Raw genomic sequence first — 17044 nt, 5'->3', positions numbered from 1 at the left:
AAATTTTCGTAACATTTGCTATGCTTAAAACAAAAGATTGTGGGGGGATACATTTGGAAAAGAGATCCGTATGGAGTTGGATTCTCTATGATTTCGGCAACTCCGCTTTTGCCACTACGATTATGGCTGCTGTCTTACCTGTGTTTTATTATGACGTAGCCGCCAAAGGAGTAGACCAGAGTTTAGCGACCAGTTATTGGGGATATTCCCAATCCATCGCTGTCTTAATCGTTGCGCTACTCGCGCCGATTCTAGGGGCCATCAGTGATTATTCAGCGGCGAAAAAAAAGTTTTTAATGTTTTTTGCCTTTATGGGTATGATCGCCAGTGTGTTGTTGGCTTTTGTAGGGGAAGGGGATTATTTGTTTGCTTCCCTCCTATTAATTATAGGGACTATAGGGTTCTCTGCAAGTAATGTGTTCTACGATGCATTTTTACCAGAAGTCGCGGATAAAGATACGATTGATCAGGTATCAGCGAAAGGGTTCGCTTTCGGGTATATCGGGGGTGGTGTTTTACTTGCGATCAACTTACTGATGATTCTCAAATATGAATGGTTTGGACTTCAGAGTAGTATGGCTGGGACACAATTGGCGTTTATTTCAGTCGGAGTATGGTGGTTAGTCTTTTCGATTCCTCTTTTGAAAAATGTAGCAGAGGAAAAGAAAATGAAACCTAAAAGAACAAAGTCGTACTTCGGGATCGGCTTCTCACGTGTTATTCATACAGTGAAGGAATTGCGATTGTATAAACAACTCCTGATATTTTTATTTGCTTTCTGGCTATACAACGACGGTATTTCTACCATTATTAAAATGGCAACCATTTATGGGCGTGATATTGGAATTGACAGTAACTCACTGATCATCGCTTTATTAATCACTCAGTTTGTTGGTATCCCATTCGCTTTTCTTTTCGGTTGGCTAGCTAAGAAAATCACGGCAAAGCGTGCGCTTATGCTTGCTTTGTGCATCTATTTTGCCATAGTAGTATTTGGATACTTTATGACTACTGCTCTACACTTTTATATTCTTGCTATTTGTGTCGGCTTTGTTCAGGGTGGAGCTCAGGCGTTGAGTCGGTCTATATTCGGTCGGATGGTTCCAGGAGACCGTCATGCAGAATTCTTTGGTTTTTACGGCATCTCAGCTAAGTTTTCGGCCATATTTGGCCCCTTTGCATTTGCACTTGTCGGGCAGTTAACGGGTTCTAGTCGACTTGGGATTTTATCTCTCGTCTTCTTTTTCATTGCTGGAATCATCCTTCTATATTTTGTAGATATTGATGAAGGAGTAAAGCAAGCACACGAAAAGACTGACCCAGAAAAAGAGCCAGTCGTCTATGAGCGCTGATTATACAATCGGAGAGCTGAATCGATTCGTTTGATTTTCGTATAACGGACGCCCTGTATCATAGGAGATGTTTGAAATTTTTATTTTGATTTCTTCTAGCAGGTCATGAGAAGGAGAGGACCAATACTCGAAAATGATGGAGAAAAGTTCCGATCCTTCTTCAAGGGCTCTTTCATATAAATCGATAAAAGATTCTTGATAAGGTTGGTTAGTTGCAGAATGGTACCAAATGTTATGAGAATCGTTTACATAGTCTTTGTCATCCAACGGTTTGTGTGAAAAAGCAGAGACAAGAGAGCTGAACCAACGATTTTTCCATCCCCGAGGGTCGTAAAGGACTACTTGTGCTTGGTACATATGCTTATACGATTGACGAACGATAGGTTGAATGCTTGAACGTTCTCGGTGTGCCAAATGTTTATCAATAAGCTCCGTTAACAGATTTGTAATCGGCTCTATTAGTTGCTTTGGTCGAATCTCTTTGTATGCAGGCGTTTTCCACGTTTTAAGCCCAAGCTTCTTCTCAAGCATGAATGTATCGATTGCAACTTCTAATAGTTGGTGTTTATTCGCCTCATATCCTGAGTGATAGTGCACATAGGGGTGCGTGATGCGGTCTAAATAATGGTGACTTATGAACCCTAGAATGAAAGCTTGCATTTCATGTTTTTGATCCACGCCTTTTTTTACCATATCGACTAAAAAGGGACCGCAGTTTTCGGTATGTAATTGCATCCCGATATCCTCACCATCTCCTTTTGGTAAAAAAGGCCAAAATTGGTGATAGAAGAAAGGGTCGGGACCTTGAGCACCTATATGAAGGCCGATCGAAGAAGTCTCCATTAATTCTTCCTTGTCCGTTCGCTTGCAGAGTTCATCAATGAAAAGAATGTGTGTCCAAATGTTCGGCACCTTGATCCCTCCAATTGTTATTTTATTTTAAAAAACCAAAAGAGCCTGACAGTGTCAAGCCCCTCCGATCACCTTTTATACCCATTTGGAAAGATTAAGCAAAACAACAATGACGCTATTCAAACGGTCCTCCCTTCTTTCGTTCTCCTATTGCTGCGTTTGCCTCCTTTCATTTGATAACATTACTATACACTATAATCTGAAAAGTGTAAATAATCAGATAATAAAATTTCGGCGTTTTTTGTCTTTTTTTCAGACAGCTTGATGGTGATTGTTCAAAAGATTCTTGATACAATAAATATGCAAGTTGGAATATTGATGAGGAGGATTTGTATGGATTATAGGATTGAGAAAGATACGATAGGTGAAATAAAAGTACCAAGTGAAAAATATTGGGGAGCTCAAACCGAACGAAGTAAGCAAAACTTCCCGATCGGTGATGAGAAAATGCCGAAAGAGGTCATTGAAGGCTTCGCTATTCTAAAGAAGAGTGCAGCACGTGCGAACTTTGAACTTGGCTTATTAGAAGAGGAAAAGGCAGATGCTATTGAATATGCAGCTGATCAAATCCTCTCCGGCGCATTAGAAGACCACTTCCCTTTAGTCGTCTGGCAAACAGGAAGCGGCACTCAATCAAATATGAACGTCAACGAAGTCATCGCATATGTAGGGAATCAATGGTTAACCGATAAGGATTCGGATATCCGTTTACACCCGAACGATGATGTAAACAAGTCCCAAAGTTCGAATGATACTTATCCAACGGCGATGCATATTGCGTCTGTTCGGAAACTTGAGGATGTAGTCATGCCTGCCTTGACTCAGCTCAAAGATACCTTAAAAACAAAAATGGAAGCGTTTAACGATATTGTGAAGATTGGTCGTACCCACCTTCAAGATGCTACACCCCTGACACTTGGGCAAGAAGTAAGTGGATGGCACCGTATGCTTGAGAAAACCGAGGGTATGATCACGGAGAGTACAACCTACGTGAAAGAATTGGCCATAGGTGGAACAGCTGTTGGTACAGGTCTGAATGCTCATAAAGATTTCTCAGAAAAGGTTGTCTCTAAAATCAACCAAGTAACGGAAAAGAACTTCATATCGGCTCCAAATAAGTTTCATGCGCTGACTTCACATGACGAGCTGGTTCATGTTCACGGTGCCTTGAAAGCTTTGGCTGCTGATTTAATGAAAATCGCGAATGACGTACGCTGGTTAGCAAGTGGTCCACGTTGTGGAATTGGTGAAATTACCATACCTGCCAATGAACCGGGCAGTTCCATTATGCCAGGGAAAGTCAATCCTACTCAGAGTGAGGCTGTGACGATGGTTGTGGCTCAAGTTATGGGGAATGATGCATCAATCGGATTTGCTGCGAGTCAAGGAAACTTTGAGTTGAATGTATTCAAACCTGTCATTGCTTACAACTTCCTTCAATCCGCACAGCTTCTAGCTGATAGCATGATTTCTTTCGAAGAGCGTTGCGTCAGAGGAATGGAGCCGAACCATGAAATGATTGAGAAGTACTTGCGCGATTCCTTAATGCTTGTAACAGCATTGAACCCTCATATCGGATATGAAAATGCTGCGAAGATAGCGAAGACCGCTTTTGAAAAAGATCAAACGTTGAAAGAAACAGCCGTCGAATTAGGTGTTTTGACAGAAGAGCAGTTCGATGAATACGTCGATCCAAAAGCTATGACAAAGCCTAACGCATAAGGGAAAAGTGCGAAAACGAAACGTTTTCCATCGAACATTGTTAAATAACCATTAATTGCCTGTAACTTTTTTATCATAATATCTCACCCCTCGACCCATACTACGGTTACAGGAGGTGAGACACATGGCTAACAACAACAGTTCAAATGAGTTAGTAGTACCTGGCGTACAACAAGCTCTAGACCAAATGAAGTATGAAATCGCACAAGAATTTGGCGTATCTCTTGGTGCTGACACAACAGCTCGTGCAAACGGTTCTGTAGGTGGAGAAATCACTAAGCGTCTTGTCCAAATGGCTGAGCAACAGTTCGGCGGACAACCATACCAAAAGTAATTAAATACGTGTGATGGAAGAGGAAGGGTGCGCCCTTCCTCTTTATTTTTTGTTAAGGGTGGATTTTTATGAGTGAATGCGGTTTATGTAATGGATGGGTAGAAGACAACAAACCGTGTCCGCGTTGTAAAGGCACCATGTATGACCGTGGACGGGTTACAGATTTTCTTGACGAATACAGTCCTTATTTAGATTTAGACTATACGGATTTGGTAGATGGGGAGCTTAACTCTTCCGTTACAGAGGAATGTGTTCACTACTTTGTCTGTGAAGAATGTGGATTTCATGATATACAAGCCAAATGAAAAGAGCGCTGTGAATAACAGCGCTCTTTCAATATCTATAATGGTCACTAGGGGGAGACCAGAAAGATCAATTTTTGTTTATCGAATTCGTTGTTCAGAATCTTTATCGAAGAAGTGTACCTTGTTCATATCAATCGCCAATTCGATTTGTTCTCCACCTTTGATGTCAGATCGAGAATCGACACGAGCAATGAATTCTTGATCGTTCAGCTTACTGTACAAGTAAGATTCAGATCCCATAAGTTCAGCTACTTCAATGTCAGCTACAATTTTCTTATCCTGGTTTGCATCAATGAAGACAGGCTCATCATGCATGTCTTCAGGACGTACACCGAGGACAACATCTTTTCCAATATAATTCTGTTCACGAAGCGGCTTCATTTTTCCTTCTGGAACCGCAATCTTGATGTCACCAAGTTCAATATGACCTTCACCAAGTGTACCATTCAGGAAGTTCATCGCTGGAGATCCAATGAATCCACCTACGAAGATGTTTTCTGGCTTATCATATACATCTTTAGGGGCACCGACTTGCTGGATGATTCCGTCTTTCATAACGACCAGGCGTGTCGCCATAGTCATCGCTTCTGTTTGGTCGTGTGTTACATAGATCGTTGTCGTCTGCAGACGTTGGTGAAGTTTTTGGATTTCTGCACGCATTTGAACACGTAGTTTAGCATCCAAGTTGGATAAAGGCTCATCCATCAGGAAGACTTTAGCATCACGTACAATCGCACGCCCAAGAGCAACACGTTGTCTTTGACCACCGGAAAGAGCTTTTGGTTTACGATCGAGTAGAGCTTCCAGACCAAGGATGTTGGCTGCATTTTTCACTCGACGGTCGATTTCTGATTTATCCATTTTGCGAAGCTTCAAGCCGAAAGCCATGTTATCGTAAACATTCATGTGTGGATACAAAGCATAGTTCTGGAAAACCATGGCGATGTCTCGGTCCTTTGGTGCCACGTCATTCATACGCTTATCGTCAATCATGAAGTCTCCGTCTGTGATTTCCTCAAGACCTGCGATCATACGAAGTGTTGTTGATTTACCACAACCAGAAGGTCCGACGAATACGATGAATTCTTTATCTTGAATATGAAGGTTGAAGTCATCTACTGCTTTTACTTTCTTGTCATAGACTTTATCGATATTGTTCAGCATAATCTCTGCCATGTTAATTCCCCCAATTACTTTTTGAAATCGTTTTCTTTAACTGTTTACAGTGTATATGACATCGCTTCCAACGTAAATGGACAAGGTGCACAAAGATCAGGACGAATCTTTGTGCACCTTGTCATGAGTCGGTTATTCACCGATGGATAGGAGAGCAAGATAAGTGATCACGGCGCCTTCAAACTGCTTTACATCCAGACCGGTTTTCTCAATGAATTTATCGACACGGTATTGTAAACTATTGCGATGCATAAACAGCTTTTTGGCGGCGAGTGTTGCGTTGGATCCTGACTCCAGGAATGTTTTAACCGTCTGTAGTAAGTCGGGTTCTTCTATTACTTGATGTAAGACGGTCTGCTGGATCCTCTTTTGGTGAGAGGCAGGCAGCGCATCAATGTAGAGAAAAGGCATGGTGTCTTTATAGGTAGCCACGGAAGAAGGCTGGTATTTTCCAGCTAAACGAAAGTTATGCTCGGCCCATCTGTATAAGGAGGGAGCTTCATGTATGTTCGAAGAAATTTCGCTTATGTAAAAGCGTATCTTTGTATAAAAATCACTCATGAGGACATCAATCATTTGATCAAATGACAACATGTCCTGCTGATCTGAGAAGAATTCTTCAATGATGAAGCCTTGGTCATCCGACTCGAACAAAATGGGCATTCGCTCAGGAAATAGAGATTGAAAGGCTTCGTGAAATGAATCTTTGTTCATTGGAAGGTCGGCAATAGAGAAAAAAACGAATCGGTAATAAAGAGGTGCATCGATGGTGAGTTCATGAACGTCCTCTTTTAAATAATGATACCAAGCACGCTCACGATCTGTTCCCCAATGCGACTCCAAAGATAGGGGGGACAGAAATAAAGACAGGAGTTGCTCATCTTTATCTGTCAGTTCTTCTTTACTTATAGCAATTGTTTCATTAGATGGCGTCTCATACCACTGAAAGTCTTCAGGATGGCTCATCTCCGCCGGTTTTGATAAAATAAGGGTAGGGTAGATGGATTGTAACTGGGTGATTAACATCAAAATCTTCCTTTTTCATGATTTGTTTACTATTATTAGTATACATAGGGAACTATGTAGAAGCTAGCAACGATACCAATTGGTTTCTTTATACATGTATGGATCAATGAAAGGAGTGACCCTAATGGATCACGTTCAAGAGAAAAGTCTGTACGGACAAGATACGAAAAATCGCCTAAAGCGTATTGAAGGTCAGGTAAGAGGCGTCTTGAAGATGATGGAAGAAGAAAAAGATTGTAAAGACGTCATTACTCAACTTTCAGCTGCTCGTTCTGCAATGGATCGTGCAATCGGTTATATCGTAGCGCGTAACTTAGAAGAGTGCATTCGTGAAGCGAAAGAAGAAGGTGGTTCGGCTGAAGAGCTAATTAACGAAGCCGTTCAAATGATTGTAAGAAGTCGTTAAATAAGAGCTGTCTCTAAAGGGATGTAGCCCCCTTGAAGAGACAGCTCTTTATTTATTTCTCCCTGGTTTGTTTAGGAATCTCATGAGCTTCCTCGATTTGTTCACGTCCGTGTACGGATTGCACAGTTCCGCCAGCCATCCCTTCATTTATCATTCGATCAACATCCAGTTCAAACTGATCTTTTCCTTCTGGTGCGTGCTGATTTCTTTTCTCATTACGTTGCTTTTTCACTTGGATTCACCTCCTTGTCCTTAGGTTGTCCTTGTTCTCATCGGTCATGTTTGAAATGTGCGCTCCTGTATTTTTAACATTTTGATTGAAAGATCGGAGGAACATGGTTTTCGTCTTATTGGAAGTGTGATTGGCAACAGAAGGGAAATTCGATTATACTTGTGACAGCATTAGAGAGAGAGGTTAGAGGCATGAATTCATTTGTACTGATCCTGATTATGATCGGACTGGGAGCTATTATTGGTGGGGTTACAAACTCTTTGGCCATCAAGATGCTTTTTCGGCCTTACCGGCCAATATATCTAGGGAAATTCAAGTTACCCCTTACACCTGGGTTGATTCCGAAGCGGCAAGAAGAGTTGGCCCAACAACTTGGCAAAATGGTTGTAGAGCATTTATTGACCGCCGATGGACTCCGTAGAAAGCTTGAAGGCCCCGTGTTTCAAAATCAGATGACAACATGGGCACAAAATGAAGCAGGAAAGCTGATGGAAAAACCTACTGCTTTGCACCAGGTGCTTGAAAGAGTAGGCGTCAACACGTCAGCTGGCGATGTGGAGAGTCGGTTAGTGGACTGGATAGAGAAGCGTTACCATCATGTCATGAATGACTATCGCGACCAGCCTTTGAAGGATTTACTCTCAGATGAATGGAAGGTAAAGGTCGATGAAGGAACTGATCAAGCAGCGACGTATATACAATCGAGTGTGACCGATTATTTAAAGAGTGCAGAAGGTAAAGAAAAAGTCGTGAATTTAATTGAAAATTATCTGGAAAATCAAGGTTTTTTCGGAAGTATGATTTCATCCTTCATGGGCTCTGAGAGTCTCGCGGACCGGGTATATCCTGCAATTCTGACGTACGTTCAAAAAGCGGAAACAAATGAATGGTTAAAAGATATGCTTCATACGGAAATCCGTAAGATGATGGAGCAACCTGTTAGGGTATTTGAAGATAAGATTGGGCCGGACACAATTGGTCATATCCTAGCTGAATCTGTCGCTAAATCTATGCCGATCGAAGAGTGGATGGAAAGGTCTGTCAAGGATTGGACTAAGCCTTTCCAAGATAAGGTGATTCAAGAATTCGTTCCTATGCTAGTAGTAAAAGGTATTGGTTGGTTATCGGATCAAATCGAAGGGCTGATGGAATCCATGCACTTATCTGAGATTGTTCAAGAAGAAGTCAACGCTTTTCAATTGGATCGTCTAGAAGATATGGTGCTTGGGATTTCAAGAAGAGAATTCAAGATGATCACTTATCTAGGCGCACTGCTTGGTGGAGCGATTGGTTTATTGCAGGGAATGATCGTCATTTTGTTAGGATAATGGGCATTCCTATACATGAACTCTTGAGTTTGTTATAGTGTTTAATGGAGTCACAGAACGAAACTTTAGGAGGTTCTTATCTTATGGCAAATATTTATGATCACGCATATGACTTAGAAAAAGCGATTCGAAATAGCGAGGAATTCACAGGTCTGAAAGAGGCTTATGAGAACGTTATGAATGACGAAGCGGCTAAAAAAATGTTCGACGATTTCCGTCAAACACAAATGACGCTTCAACAGAAACAAATGCAGGGCGAAGAAATTTCTGAAGAGGAAGTAGAACAAGCGCGTAAAGTCGTGGAACTTGTTCAACAACACCCTGAAATTTCTAAGCTTATGGAAGAAGAGCAACGTTTGAATACGGTCATCAACGATGTTAGCCGTATCATCACGAAGCCTCTTGAAGAGCTGTACGGTAACCCGGAAGAACCACAACAATAAAGCGTATAGAAAGCTGCCTTTTGTAGGCAGCTTTTTTTATTGACGAAATTTAGCAGGAAATGTTCTTCCAAATCGAGAAAGAAGAGGGTAGTACATTTTTCGATAAAGGGGTAATCGTATGAAGTTCTTTACAATAGAAGAAAAGGAAAACATGATTCATTTAAAGATTGCGCGTGGTGGGAAATACAACGCGTTGAATGCAGAGATGTTAAAAGAATTCGCTGAAGCCGTTCAAGCTGTTCAAGAAATGCCTGGTCAAGTTGTTGTGCTTTCTGGTGAAGGCGATGGTTTTTGTGCTGGGGGAGACCTGGCTATGATGAGGGAAATTGGGGACTCGAGTACGTATGAACAAGTGATGAATCATATCGAATCTATTGTCATAACGCTGTATTCCATGCCGAAAGTTGTCATTTCTGCTGTTCATGGACCTGTTGTGGGGTTGGGGTTGAGCATTGCATTAGCCGCAGATTATGTAATGGCAGAAGTGAATGCGAAGATTTCTATGAATTTTATTGGTATTGGTCTAGCTCCTGATGGAGGAGGACATTTCTGGTTAGAGCAGCGCTTAGGAACTCAACAAGCTAAACAATTCGCTTGGCAAGGGCAGCAGCTTACAGCTAAAGAAGCTTATGATTTGAAATTGATTGATATTGTCGTTCAAGGATCCGTTCAAGATGAAGCAGAGCAACTTGCTACGAAGTGGAGCCGAAAACCCCTTCAATCCATGATTGCGACAAAGAACATCTATCATCAGCATGGACTCGACCAGTTGTTAAATTACTTATCAAGAGAGCGCGTTACGCAATGGGAGTTGAGAAAAACAGAAGACCATAGAGAAGGAGTTCACGCGTTTATGGAAAAACGTGTGCCTGACTTCAGGGGAAAATGAGGGGTAGGACTTTCTCGATATATTCGACGAACAAGAAGAGGGCCAAGCACTGTTACGCTTGGTCCTCTTTTCATTATAAGAATAGTATGGTTACATTTAGCGATGAAATAAAACGAGATGACCATTTGGTGCGACGCAACGGTGTGTGTGTTCGCTGAATCCCTTTTCCTCTAATTTTTGAGTGCCAATTTCTTTAGCTTGGTCATCGTGCTCTGCCTCGAAGGTTTCATCAAGGACGTTTGTTCCATCTTTTTCAAATACGGTAAGAAAATAAGTTTTCAAAGCAGTTCCCTCCTGAATAGATGTTCATTTCTCTACATTCGCTTTACTATGGCAATCTCCTGCCTGTGCAGGTAAACTTTTTTAAAAAAGTGAAACATCTACATGAGGTGAACCGTAAGTATGAAAAGAGGGGGAGAGTAAACCATGACGCTACAATTACAAGAAGTAAGTAAAACATTCGGGTCATTTACAGCTGTCGATCACTTGTCTTTAGAAATACCAGAGAAACAAATCTTTGGTTTCTTAGGAGCGAATGGAGCGGGGAAAACGACAACATTTCGAATGATTTTAGGATTGATCGATCAAAGTAACGGTACGATTACTTGGAATAATGGACAGATCGGATATGAACAAAGTCACTTAATTGGTTATTTACCTGAAGAAAGAGGACTGTATCCGAAGTTAAAAGTACAAGAACAACTCGTCTACCTTGCGAAGCTCCGAGGAATGGAGAAGGCGGATTCTATTAAAGAAATCGATTATTGGCTGGAACGCTTCAAGGTACCGGAATATAAGCATAAGAAAGTCGAAGAACTATCAAAAGGAAATCAACAGAAAATCCAGTTCATCTCTGCTGTGTTACATAAACCGAAATTGTTGATTCTAGATGAACCCTTCTCAGGACTTGATCCTGTCAATGTAGAAATGTTGAAGGATGCCGTCATTGAATTGAAAGAACGGGGAACGTCGATTGTTTTCTCTTCACACCGTATGGAGCATGTCGAAGAGTTGTGTGAGAATCTCTGCATCATGCATAAAGGGAAGCCAGTAGTCCATGGAGGATTAAAAGAAATCAAGCGCTCGTTTGGTAAGAAAAACATTCGCATCGTTGCTGATTTCGATACGTCCTATTTAGAAGGAATTCAAGGGGTAACGAAGTATAAAAAACTGATGGAAGGCTGTCAGTTGCAAATCGAAACGGAAGAGGTGTCTCAAGAAGTATTTGAAAACCTCCACGGTAAAGGATTTGTGCGTACCTTCGATATAGAGGAACCTACATTAAATGATATTTTTATTGAGAAAGTAGGGGCATCTTATGAATAAGTTTTTTACTATTTTAAGACATACGTATGCAAACCGAGTGAAGTCCAAGTCCTTTATCATTACAAGTATAATCACAATTGCTCTCATACTCGTCGTATCTAATATTCAAACGATAATCGAAACGTTCAGCGGGGATGATCAGGAAATCATCCTGGTGAAGTCTGAACAGGAGCAATGGACAGACCGCATAAGTCAGATACTCTCTTCGAATGAGGATCTCTTGATAGAACCATATGAAGGCACGATCGAAGAGGCGAAAAGTGAAGTGGAAGAAGGGAACTATCAATCCGTGGTTGCCTTGGAAGAAGGAGAAGATGAGTTACCTCAAGCGACTTACTATGCTAACCAAATTGCCAATACATCTACGAGTGAAGTGGTCAGGCAAGCGGTTCAGCAATTGAAAGTCTCAGAGGCGACAGAGCGTGCAGAAGTAGAAGCGAATGTGTTGCAACAAATTACGGCTCCGGTGAATTTCAAATTGGTGGCATTAGAGGAAAAAGCTAAGTCGGAAGAGGAATTGAACCAGACACGTGGCATCGTCTATATTATGCTTTTCTTCATGTATATTTCTGTCTTGATGTATGGAAACATGATTGCAACTGAAGTGGCGACAGAGAAGTCGAGCCGTGTTATGGAAATCCTTATTTCCAGCGTATCCCCCGTTTCGCAGATGTTTGCCAAAATATCGGGGATCGCTCTGTTAGGCATTACACAGTTTTCGATTTTTGTGCTCGTTGGGTATGTTTCGCTGAGTCAAAGTGAACGGATGTCAGACGGATCTGTCCTAGAAACGTTCGGATTGACGAATATCGATCCAACCACGATTGCATTTGCAGCTGTTTTCTTTATCTTAGGTTATTTACTTTATGCAACGTTGGCGGCTACGCTCGGTTCGTTGGTCAGTCGTCTGGAGGATGCACAACAACTGATGGTTCCGATGACACTTCTCGTTGTCGCCGCGTTTATGATTGCTGTATTCGGTTTAAGTGCACCAGATGCACCGTTTGTTACGGTTTCTTCTTATTTCCCGTTCTTTACTCCTTTAATTATGTTCTTGAGGGTAGGTATGCTCGAGATTGCCGTATGGGAGATTGCATTATCGATTGCCATTATGGTCGTGTCCATCGGCCTGCTCGGTTATATTGGGGCAAAAATTTACCGGGGCGGTGTATTGATGTACGGGAAATCTTCATCATTAAAAGATATAAAAGCAGCACTCCAACTATCTAAAAGAGAGAGTTAAATACGAGTTTAGAAAGCCACGTTCCTAGTATTTTGAACGTGGCTTTTTCTATATTAGAAGATCAAGTGTGAAGTGGGGCGAGAAAAACGGATTTGACCGAACGTGCATTCGTACGCTGTTTTTGTTAAAATGAAGACAAAATGAAAGCGTCGGAGGGGTAGAACATGCAGGAGAGCATACGCTTTATACATAGTGCAGATCTGCACTTGGATAGTCTATTCAAGACAAAGAAAAACCTTCCTTCAGAATTGCTCGATCAACTACGCTCGAGCACATTTGAAGCGTTTGACCGTCTTATTGAGGAAGCCATAAACTGGTCAGTGGATTTCGTATTGATTGTCGGGGACTTATATGATGAAGAACTACGAAGCTTACAGGCCCAAGTACATTTGCGTCATGGCTTTGCCAAGCTTGAGGAAGAAGGGATTGACGTTTTCTTATCTTATGGAAATCATGACTACATAAATGGAGCGAAGTATCCGATTGAGTTTCCTCCGAACGTACATATTTTCAAATCCGGAGACATAGAAAGCTTTGTGTTTTACAAGAATGGAGAAGCGGCTGCTCGAATTTATGGATTTAGTTACGAAGACAAACGTGTGACGGAGCGGAAGGTAGAGCAATATGAAAAAATGAGCGGAGCACCTCTACACATCGCGATGCTGCATGGAAGCTTAGAAAGCAACACGGACCACGATGTCTACGCCCCATTCTTAGTAGAAGAGATGTATAAAAAGCAAATGGATTATTGGGCGCTTGGCCATATTCATAAAAAACAAACCTTATCGCAAGATCCACCTGTCATTTACCCCGGAAACATTCAGGGGCGTTCCAGGAAAGAAAGTGGAGCAAAAGGTTGTTACGTTGTAGATTTGAATCAGAGTCATTCAAAGCAGACCTTCCTCCCTCTGCATGCCTTTGTGTATGAACGTACTACTGTAGATTGTACTCATCTCGAATCGCCTGATGAGCTCGAAGGAAAGTTTGAGGAAGCCAAACAATCGCTGAAGACAGACTGTCCTGTCATGCTGGATCTGGAGTTGCACTCTACATCTGGTTTGTTGAACAGGTGGAGAATGTCAGGGGTACTGGAGGAATGGATCGGGGTCGTGAATGAATCGGAGAGTTTCTCGGATCATTGGGTATGGATTGATACGGTACACATTTCAGACCGCCCTTCATGGGATGAAGACGAATTGAAACAAGGCCAACATTTTACCGGTGCTTTATTACATGAAGCGGAACAAATTACGGACGATCAGCTTCAAGAATGGTTATCTCCATTAATGGAAAACCGCAAAGTGACTAGGTATGTAGAAGAGCTATCTGAGGATGAAAAACGTGACATTCTGAAGCAAGCTAAGACGATAGCGATTGAAAAACTGATAGCAAAAGAGGAATCATCGACATGAGAATCATGGAAGCGAAAATTTATGGGTTCGGAAAATGGAAAGACCAAACGTTTGCTTTCGATGACAAGCCACTAACGATTATATCTGGTAAAAATGAGGCGGGGAAATCGACCGTCCACCTCTTTATTTTGTATGTCTTATTTGGATTATCCCCAAAGCAGAGGGAGTTTTACAGACCGAAAACGGGTGGAGCTTTAGGAGGGCTGCTTGTCGTTCAATTAGAGGGATTCGGTCGAGTAACATTGGAGCGCGTTGATGATCTTAGGGGCGGAGAGGTTGTGTGTCGTTTATCGAATGGCGAAGAATACGGGGAGGACTGGCTTAACAATCATTTATCAGGTATGAACCGAACTGTATTTGAATCGATTTTCAGCTTTACAGCAGCAGACTTATTAAAGCTCCGTCAAATCGACGGTCATGAATTAGGAGAAGTATTGCTGAATATAGGGCTTACCGGGTCTGACCATATTTACCAAACGGAAAAATGGTTGATGAAAAATGTGAACGATCGTTTCAGGCCCAAAGGCAGGAAACCAATCATCAACCAGCAGTTACATCGAGTAGATGAATTGAATCAAGAGCGGATAACTAAACAAGCTGAGGTAATCCATTACGAGTCTTTATCGGAGTTGAAAAAAGAAAAAGAAGCGCAAATCGCAAGAGCAGAAAGTGAAATTTATTCCTTATATAGGGAACAATATAGCTATGAGCAATTGCAAAAGGCGTTGCCTATACTTACGGAGTATCATCAATATAAAGATATGGAATCCACACGTGTCGTTTTTCCTGAAGAAGGTCGTATGCGTGATCAGCAATTAAAAGAAGCGATCCTTCCTCTTGAAAGTGAAGCGCACCTTGTATCTTCCCAAATTGAAACAATAAAACTGAAACGAGAATCTTTAGTGAACAAAATAGCCGAAGAACAGCTATTCTCGCGTGCTGGTAAACTGCTGAAGCAAGAGCAGGAGTACGGCCGTGCAGTTCATGAAATGGATAACTTGCATCAGAGAGCTGAACAACTGAGAAGTCAGGTTCTTGAAGAATTATCCCATTTAGATATTGGGTTGAATGCCGAAGAATTAACCGAGTTTACGTTTCCTTTTCATTTAGAAGATACGTGGAGGTCGTTACAAGAAGAATCCAGAATTCTGAATACGGAAGAAGAACAACTGACCGATCAGGAATCTCGCCTGAGGGGAGAAAAGGAAAGCTTATCAGATCAAATCCATTCACTTGAAACAGATATGATGGACGAGAATGAAGCCTATCAAATACAACGTCAAATAGAAGAGACCCTTCATAAAGAAAACATGCCCGCTGGACATTCGGCAATCGTGTGGAACCACCGAAGGATCACGTACAGTTTGCTAGCTGGTCTCTTTATCATGATCGGTTGGCTGATCACGGTGTTAACCAATGAAATGTTCTACGGAATACTTGCAAGTGTGTTAGCTTTGCTTCCGATTGTAGGGGCGGTAAGGTCACATGCACAGTCGTCTGAGAAACCACTCCCGCAGCAGAATCAACCCCTGAGTATTGAAGAATGGAAGAAGAAACTCCACAATTATGAGCAGCAGAAATATGAACGGTCTAATCTTGTTAAACAGTGGAAAGCAGCCAATCATGAAGAAATTCTGTTAGATGAAAAGAAGCGGTCCCTCATCCAAAAAGGGAGCACGTTTGAAATGGCGATTCAAGAGCAAGAACGATTGTACCCGTTTCTAACCAAGGTATCTATTGACCATTGGGATAAACTCTTCCATCTCTTTACACGCGTTCAATCGAAGCAAATGGAATATGAACAAATCGAGAAGTACATTATGGAAAAGAGTGCGATGATCAATCAAATAAAACCTTTGATGGAAAAGTTTTATCGTGATAACAAATGGGAATGGGATGAACAACAAATGCCGTTTGCCTTTGATTATGTAAGGAATTGGTTCGATAAACAACAGCAGCTAAGAAAAGACTGGGATACGATTGATCAACAACTGAAGGAGGCTAAATCGCACCTCAATGATGTTTCAGTCCGTTTAGATGCCCTTGAAAAGAAGAGAGATTATCTCTTCTCGCAAGCACAGGTGAGTGATGAAGAGGCATTCTATCGACAGTTGAAAGCGTATGAAGCTCAATTGGAACGCGATAAAAATATTGATCGTCTAACTCACCAAGTGAAGGGAATGCTGTCAGAAGAAGAGCAGGGTCTATTCCGCGTGTGGGAGGATCCCCCACATGAAACAGAAGTGCGAATCAGGCTGCAAGAATCAAACGAAAGGCGAAAACGTTTGGAAGAGCAGTTGAGGAGTGCTCAGCAACAGTTGGCGGACACGAAAAGCGACATCTCGAATCTTGAATCTTCAGAAGAGTATTCATCAGCTCTTCATGAGTTGGAAAGTGAGCGTAACACACTTCGAGAACAGGCTAAGGAGTGGGCGACTTATCAGGTCGCTTTACACCTTCTCAATCAGACGAAAACAAAATATAAGAATACGTATTTGCCACAAGTCATTGACTCAGCAGCGATTTATTTCAATCGGTTGACGGGTGGCAATTACAAAGGTATTCATCTTAGTAAAGAAGAGGAACGGGTCGTTGTCGAGCATAAGGATCTTCAATGGTTCGATGTGGAGGAATTATCACGTGGAACCAAAGATCAACTATACGTTTCTTTACGGCTTGCCTTAGGAAAAACGATGGCAGAATCTACCCCTCTTCCTTTTGTAATTGATGACGCATTCGTTCACTTTGATGAAGAGCGGTTAGGGGAGATGTTCAGGATTTTAGAGGAGGTTGCCGTTCATCATCAAGTATTGCTCATGACTTGGAGAGACGATCTTGATCGCTACTTTAAGCAATCTTCTGTACAATATCTATAATAAAGTGTAAGAGAAGGTCGCAAATTATAGATATTAATGATAAAATGTTTAAGATTACACGA

The 17044-nt window shown here is 41.7% G+C and carries 17 protein-coding genes; 12 read left to right on the top strand and 5 right to left on the bottom strand.

The genetic code is table 11. From position 1 onward, the window contains the following. The first annotated feature begins 53 nt into the window (after positions 1–53). Positions 54–1352 (top strand): MFS transporter, encoded by a 1299-nt coding sequence (locus H0266_RS06670; RefSeq protein ID WP_220127124.1) that lies wholly within the window; start codon positions 54–56, stop codon positions 1350–1352. Here the strand turns inward: H0266_RS06670 and H0266_RS06665 are convergent, their stop codons facing one another. Continuing rightward, a complete protein-coding gene (locus H0266_RS06665) occupies positions 1353–2264 on the bottom strand; it encodes a zinc dependent phospholipase C family protein (RefSeq protein WP_181471579.1) in 912 nt (303 codons plus the stop codon). Between the two features lie 333 nt (positions 2265–2597). Between H0266_RS06665 and fumC the strand changes: the two genes are divergently transcribed. The 3 genes from fumC (at position 2598) to H0266_RS06650 (ending at position 4625) form a co-directional block, all read left to right on the top strand. Next, the gene (fumC, locus tag H0266_RS06660) at positions 2598–3986 is read left to right on the top strand and encodes a class II fumarate hydratase (protein ID WP_181471578.1); all 1389 of its coding nucleotides are present in this window, start codon (positions 2598–2600) and stop codon (positions 3984–3986) included. Positions 3987–4110: 124 nt separating this feature from the next. After that, positions 4111–4320, top strand: a complete 210-nt coding sequence (locus H0266_RS06655; RefSeq protein WP_181471577.1) for an alpha/beta-type small acid-soluble spore protein — start codon at positions 4111–4113, stop codon at positions 4318–4320. Between the two features lie 68 nt (positions 4321–4388). After that, complete coding sequence (locus H0266_RS06650; RefSeq protein WP_181471576.1) at positions 4389–4625, top strand: hypothetical protein; 237 nt, start codon at positions 4389–4391, stop codon at positions 4623–4625. A gap of 78 nt (positions 4626–4703) precedes the next feature. Here the strand turns inward: H0266_RS06650 and H0266_RS06645 are convergent, their stop codons facing one another. Together H0266_RS06645 and H0266_RS06640 are read right to left on the bottom strand one after the other, a co-directional pair. After that, a complete protein-coding gene (locus tag H0266_RS06645) occupies positions 4704–5801 on the bottom strand; it encodes an ABC transporter ATP-binding protein (RefSeq protein WP_181471575.1) in 1098 nt (365 codons plus the stop codon). Positions 5802–5933: 132 nt separating this feature from the next. Then, positions 5934–6827: a PucR family transcriptional regulator gene (locus H0266_RS06640; RefSeq protein WP_181471574.1), complete on the bottom strand. Its 894-nt coding sequence runs from the start codon at positions 6825–6827 to the stop codon at positions 5934–5936. Positions 6828–6951: 124 nt separating this feature from the next. On the opposite strand from H0266_RS06640, the gene H0266_RS06635 reads away from it, so the two are divergent. Further along, the gene (locus H0266_RS06635) at positions 6952–7233 is read left to right on the top strand and encodes a metal-sensitive transcriptional regulator (protein ID WP_181471573.1); all 282 of its coding nucleotides are present in this window, start codon (positions 6952–6954) and stop codon (positions 7231–7233) included. A 52-nt stretch (positions 7234–7285) separates the two neighbouring features. Here the strand turns inward: H0266_RS06635 and H0266_RS06630 are convergent, their stop codons facing one another. After that, positions 7286–7465, bottom strand: coding sequence for a hypothetical protein (locus H0266_RS06630; protein WP_181471572.1), 180 nt, complete (start codon positions 7463–7465; stop codon positions 7286–7288). Positions 7466–7656: 191 nt separating this feature from the next. On the opposite strand from H0266_RS06630, the gene H0266_RS06625 reads away from it, so the two are divergent. The 3 genes from H0266_RS06625 to H0266_RS06615 all read left to right on the top strand — a co-directional run bounded on the left by H0266_RS06625 (position 7657) and on the right by H0266_RS06615 (position 10125). Next, positions 7657–8793, top strand: coding sequence for a DUF445 domain-containing protein (locus H0266_RS06625; RefSeq protein ID WP_181471571.1), 1137 nt, complete (start codon positions 7657–7659; stop codon positions 8791–8793). 83 nt (positions 8794–8876) lie between these two features. Then, complete coding sequence (locus tag H0266_RS06620) at positions 8877–9236, top strand: YlbF/YmcA family competence regulator (RefSeq protein WP_181471570.1); 360 nt, start codon at positions 8877–8879, stop codon at positions 9234–9236. 118 nt (positions 9237–9354) lie between these two features. Then, positions 9355–10125 carry an enoyl-CoA hydratase gene (locus H0266_RS06615; protein WP_181471569.1) on the top strand — a complete coding sequence of 257 codons (771 nt, stop codon included), beginning with the start codon at positions 9355–9357 and terminating at the stop codon, positions 10123–10125. Between the two features lie 96 nt (positions 10126–10221). Here the strand turns inward: H0266_RS06615 and H0266_RS06610 are convergent, their stop codons facing one another. Next, positions 10222–10407 carry a YhzD family protein gene (locus H0266_RS06610; protein WP_181471568.1) on the bottom strand — a complete coding sequence of 62 codons (186 nt, stop codon included), beginning with the start codon at positions 10405–10407 and terminating at the stop codon, positions 10222–10224. 144 nt (positions 10408–10551) lie between these two features. Here H0266_RS06610 and H0266_RS06605 point away from each other — a divergent pair, with 144 nt between their 5' ends. The 4 genes from H0266_RS06605 to H0266_RS06590 all read left to right on the top strand — a co-directional run bounded on the left by H0266_RS06605 (position 10552) and on the right by H0266_RS06590 (position 16982). Then, positions 10552–11451, top strand: coding sequence for an ABC transporter ATP-binding protein (locus tag H0266_RS06605; protein WP_181471567.1), 900 nt, complete (start codon positions 10552–10554; stop codon positions 11449–11451). After that, positions 11444–12694, top strand: a complete 1251-nt coding sequence (locus H0266_RS06600; protein ID WP_181471566.1) for an ABC transporter permease — start codon at positions 11444–11446, stop codon at positions 12692–12694. Before H0266_RS06605 ends, H0266_RS06600 begins: the two co-directional genes overlap by 8 nt. Before the next feature lie 164 nt (positions 12695–12858). Then, a complete protein-coding gene (locus H0266_RS06595) occupies positions 12859–14106 on the top strand; it encodes a metallophosphoesterase family protein (protein ID WP_181471565.1) in 1248 nt (415 codons plus the stop codon). Between the two features lie 5 nt (positions 14107–14111). After that, the gene (locus H0266_RS06590) at positions 14112–16982 is read left to right on the top strand and encodes an AAA family ATPase (protein WP_181471564.1); all 2871 of its coding nucleotides are present in this window, start codon (positions 14112–14114) and stop codon (positions 16980–16982) included. Positions 16983–17044 lie beyond the last annotated feature (62 nt).

The organism is Halobacillus locisalis, assembly GCF_013694105.1.
Lineage (GTDB): Bacteria > Bacillota > Bacilli > Bacillales > Halobacillaceae > Halobacillus > Halobacillus locisalis.
This window is presented reverse-complemented; position numbering and strand designations above follow the sequence as displayed.

Bases quoted from the DNA above. Each gene is read 5' to 3' on its own strand.
- fumC (WP_181471578.1), top strand. From the start codon at position 2,598: ATGGATTATAGGATTGAGAAAGATACGATAGGTGAAATAAAAGTACCA.
- H0266_RS06655 (WP_181471577.1), top strand. From the start codon at position 4,111: ATGGCTAACAACAACAGTTCAAATGAGTTAGTAGTACCTGGCGTACAA.
- H0266_RS06650 (WP_181471576.1), top strand. From the start codon at position 4,389: ATGAGTGAATGCGGTTTATGTAATGGATGGGTAGAAGACAACAAACCG.
- H0266_RS06645 (WP_181471575.1), bottom strand. From the start codon at position 5,801: ATGGCAGAGATTATGCTGAACAATATCGATAAAGTCTATGACAAGAAA.
- H0266_RS06640 (WP_181471574.1), bottom strand. From the start codon at position 6,827: ATGTTAATCACCCAGTTACAATCCATCTACCCTACCCTTATTTTATCA.
- H0266_RS06635 (WP_181471573.1), top strand. From the start codon at position 6,952: ATGGATCACGTTCAAGAGAAAAGTCTGTACGGACAAGATACGAAAAAT.
- H0266_RS06625 (WP_181471571.1), top strand. From the start codon at position 7,657: ATGAATTCATTTGTACTGATCCTGATTATGATCGGACTGGGAGCTATT.
- H0266_RS06620 (WP_181471570.1), top strand. From the start codon at position 8,877: ATGGCAAATATTTATGATCACGCATATGACTTAGAAAAAGCGATTCGA.
- H0266_RS06615 (WP_181471569.1), top strand. From the start codon at position 9,355: ATGAAGTTCTTTACAATAGAAGAAAAGGAAAACATGATTCATTTAAAG.
- H0266_RS06605 (WP_181471567.1), top strand. From the start codon at position 10,552: ATGACGCTACAATTACAAGAAGTAAGTAAAACATTCGGGTCATTTACA.
- H0266_RS06600 (WP_181471566.1), top strand. From the start codon at position 11,444: ATGAATAAGTTTTTTACTATTTTAAGACATACGTATGCAAACCGAGTG.
- H0266_RS06595 (WP_181471565.1), top strand. From the start codon at position 12,859: ATGCAGGAGAGCATACGCTTTATACATAGTGCAGATCTGCACTTGGAT.
- H0266_RS06590 (WP_181471564.1), top strand. From the start codon at position 14,112: ATGGAAGCGAAAATTTATGGGTTCGGAAAATGGAAAGACCAAACGTTT.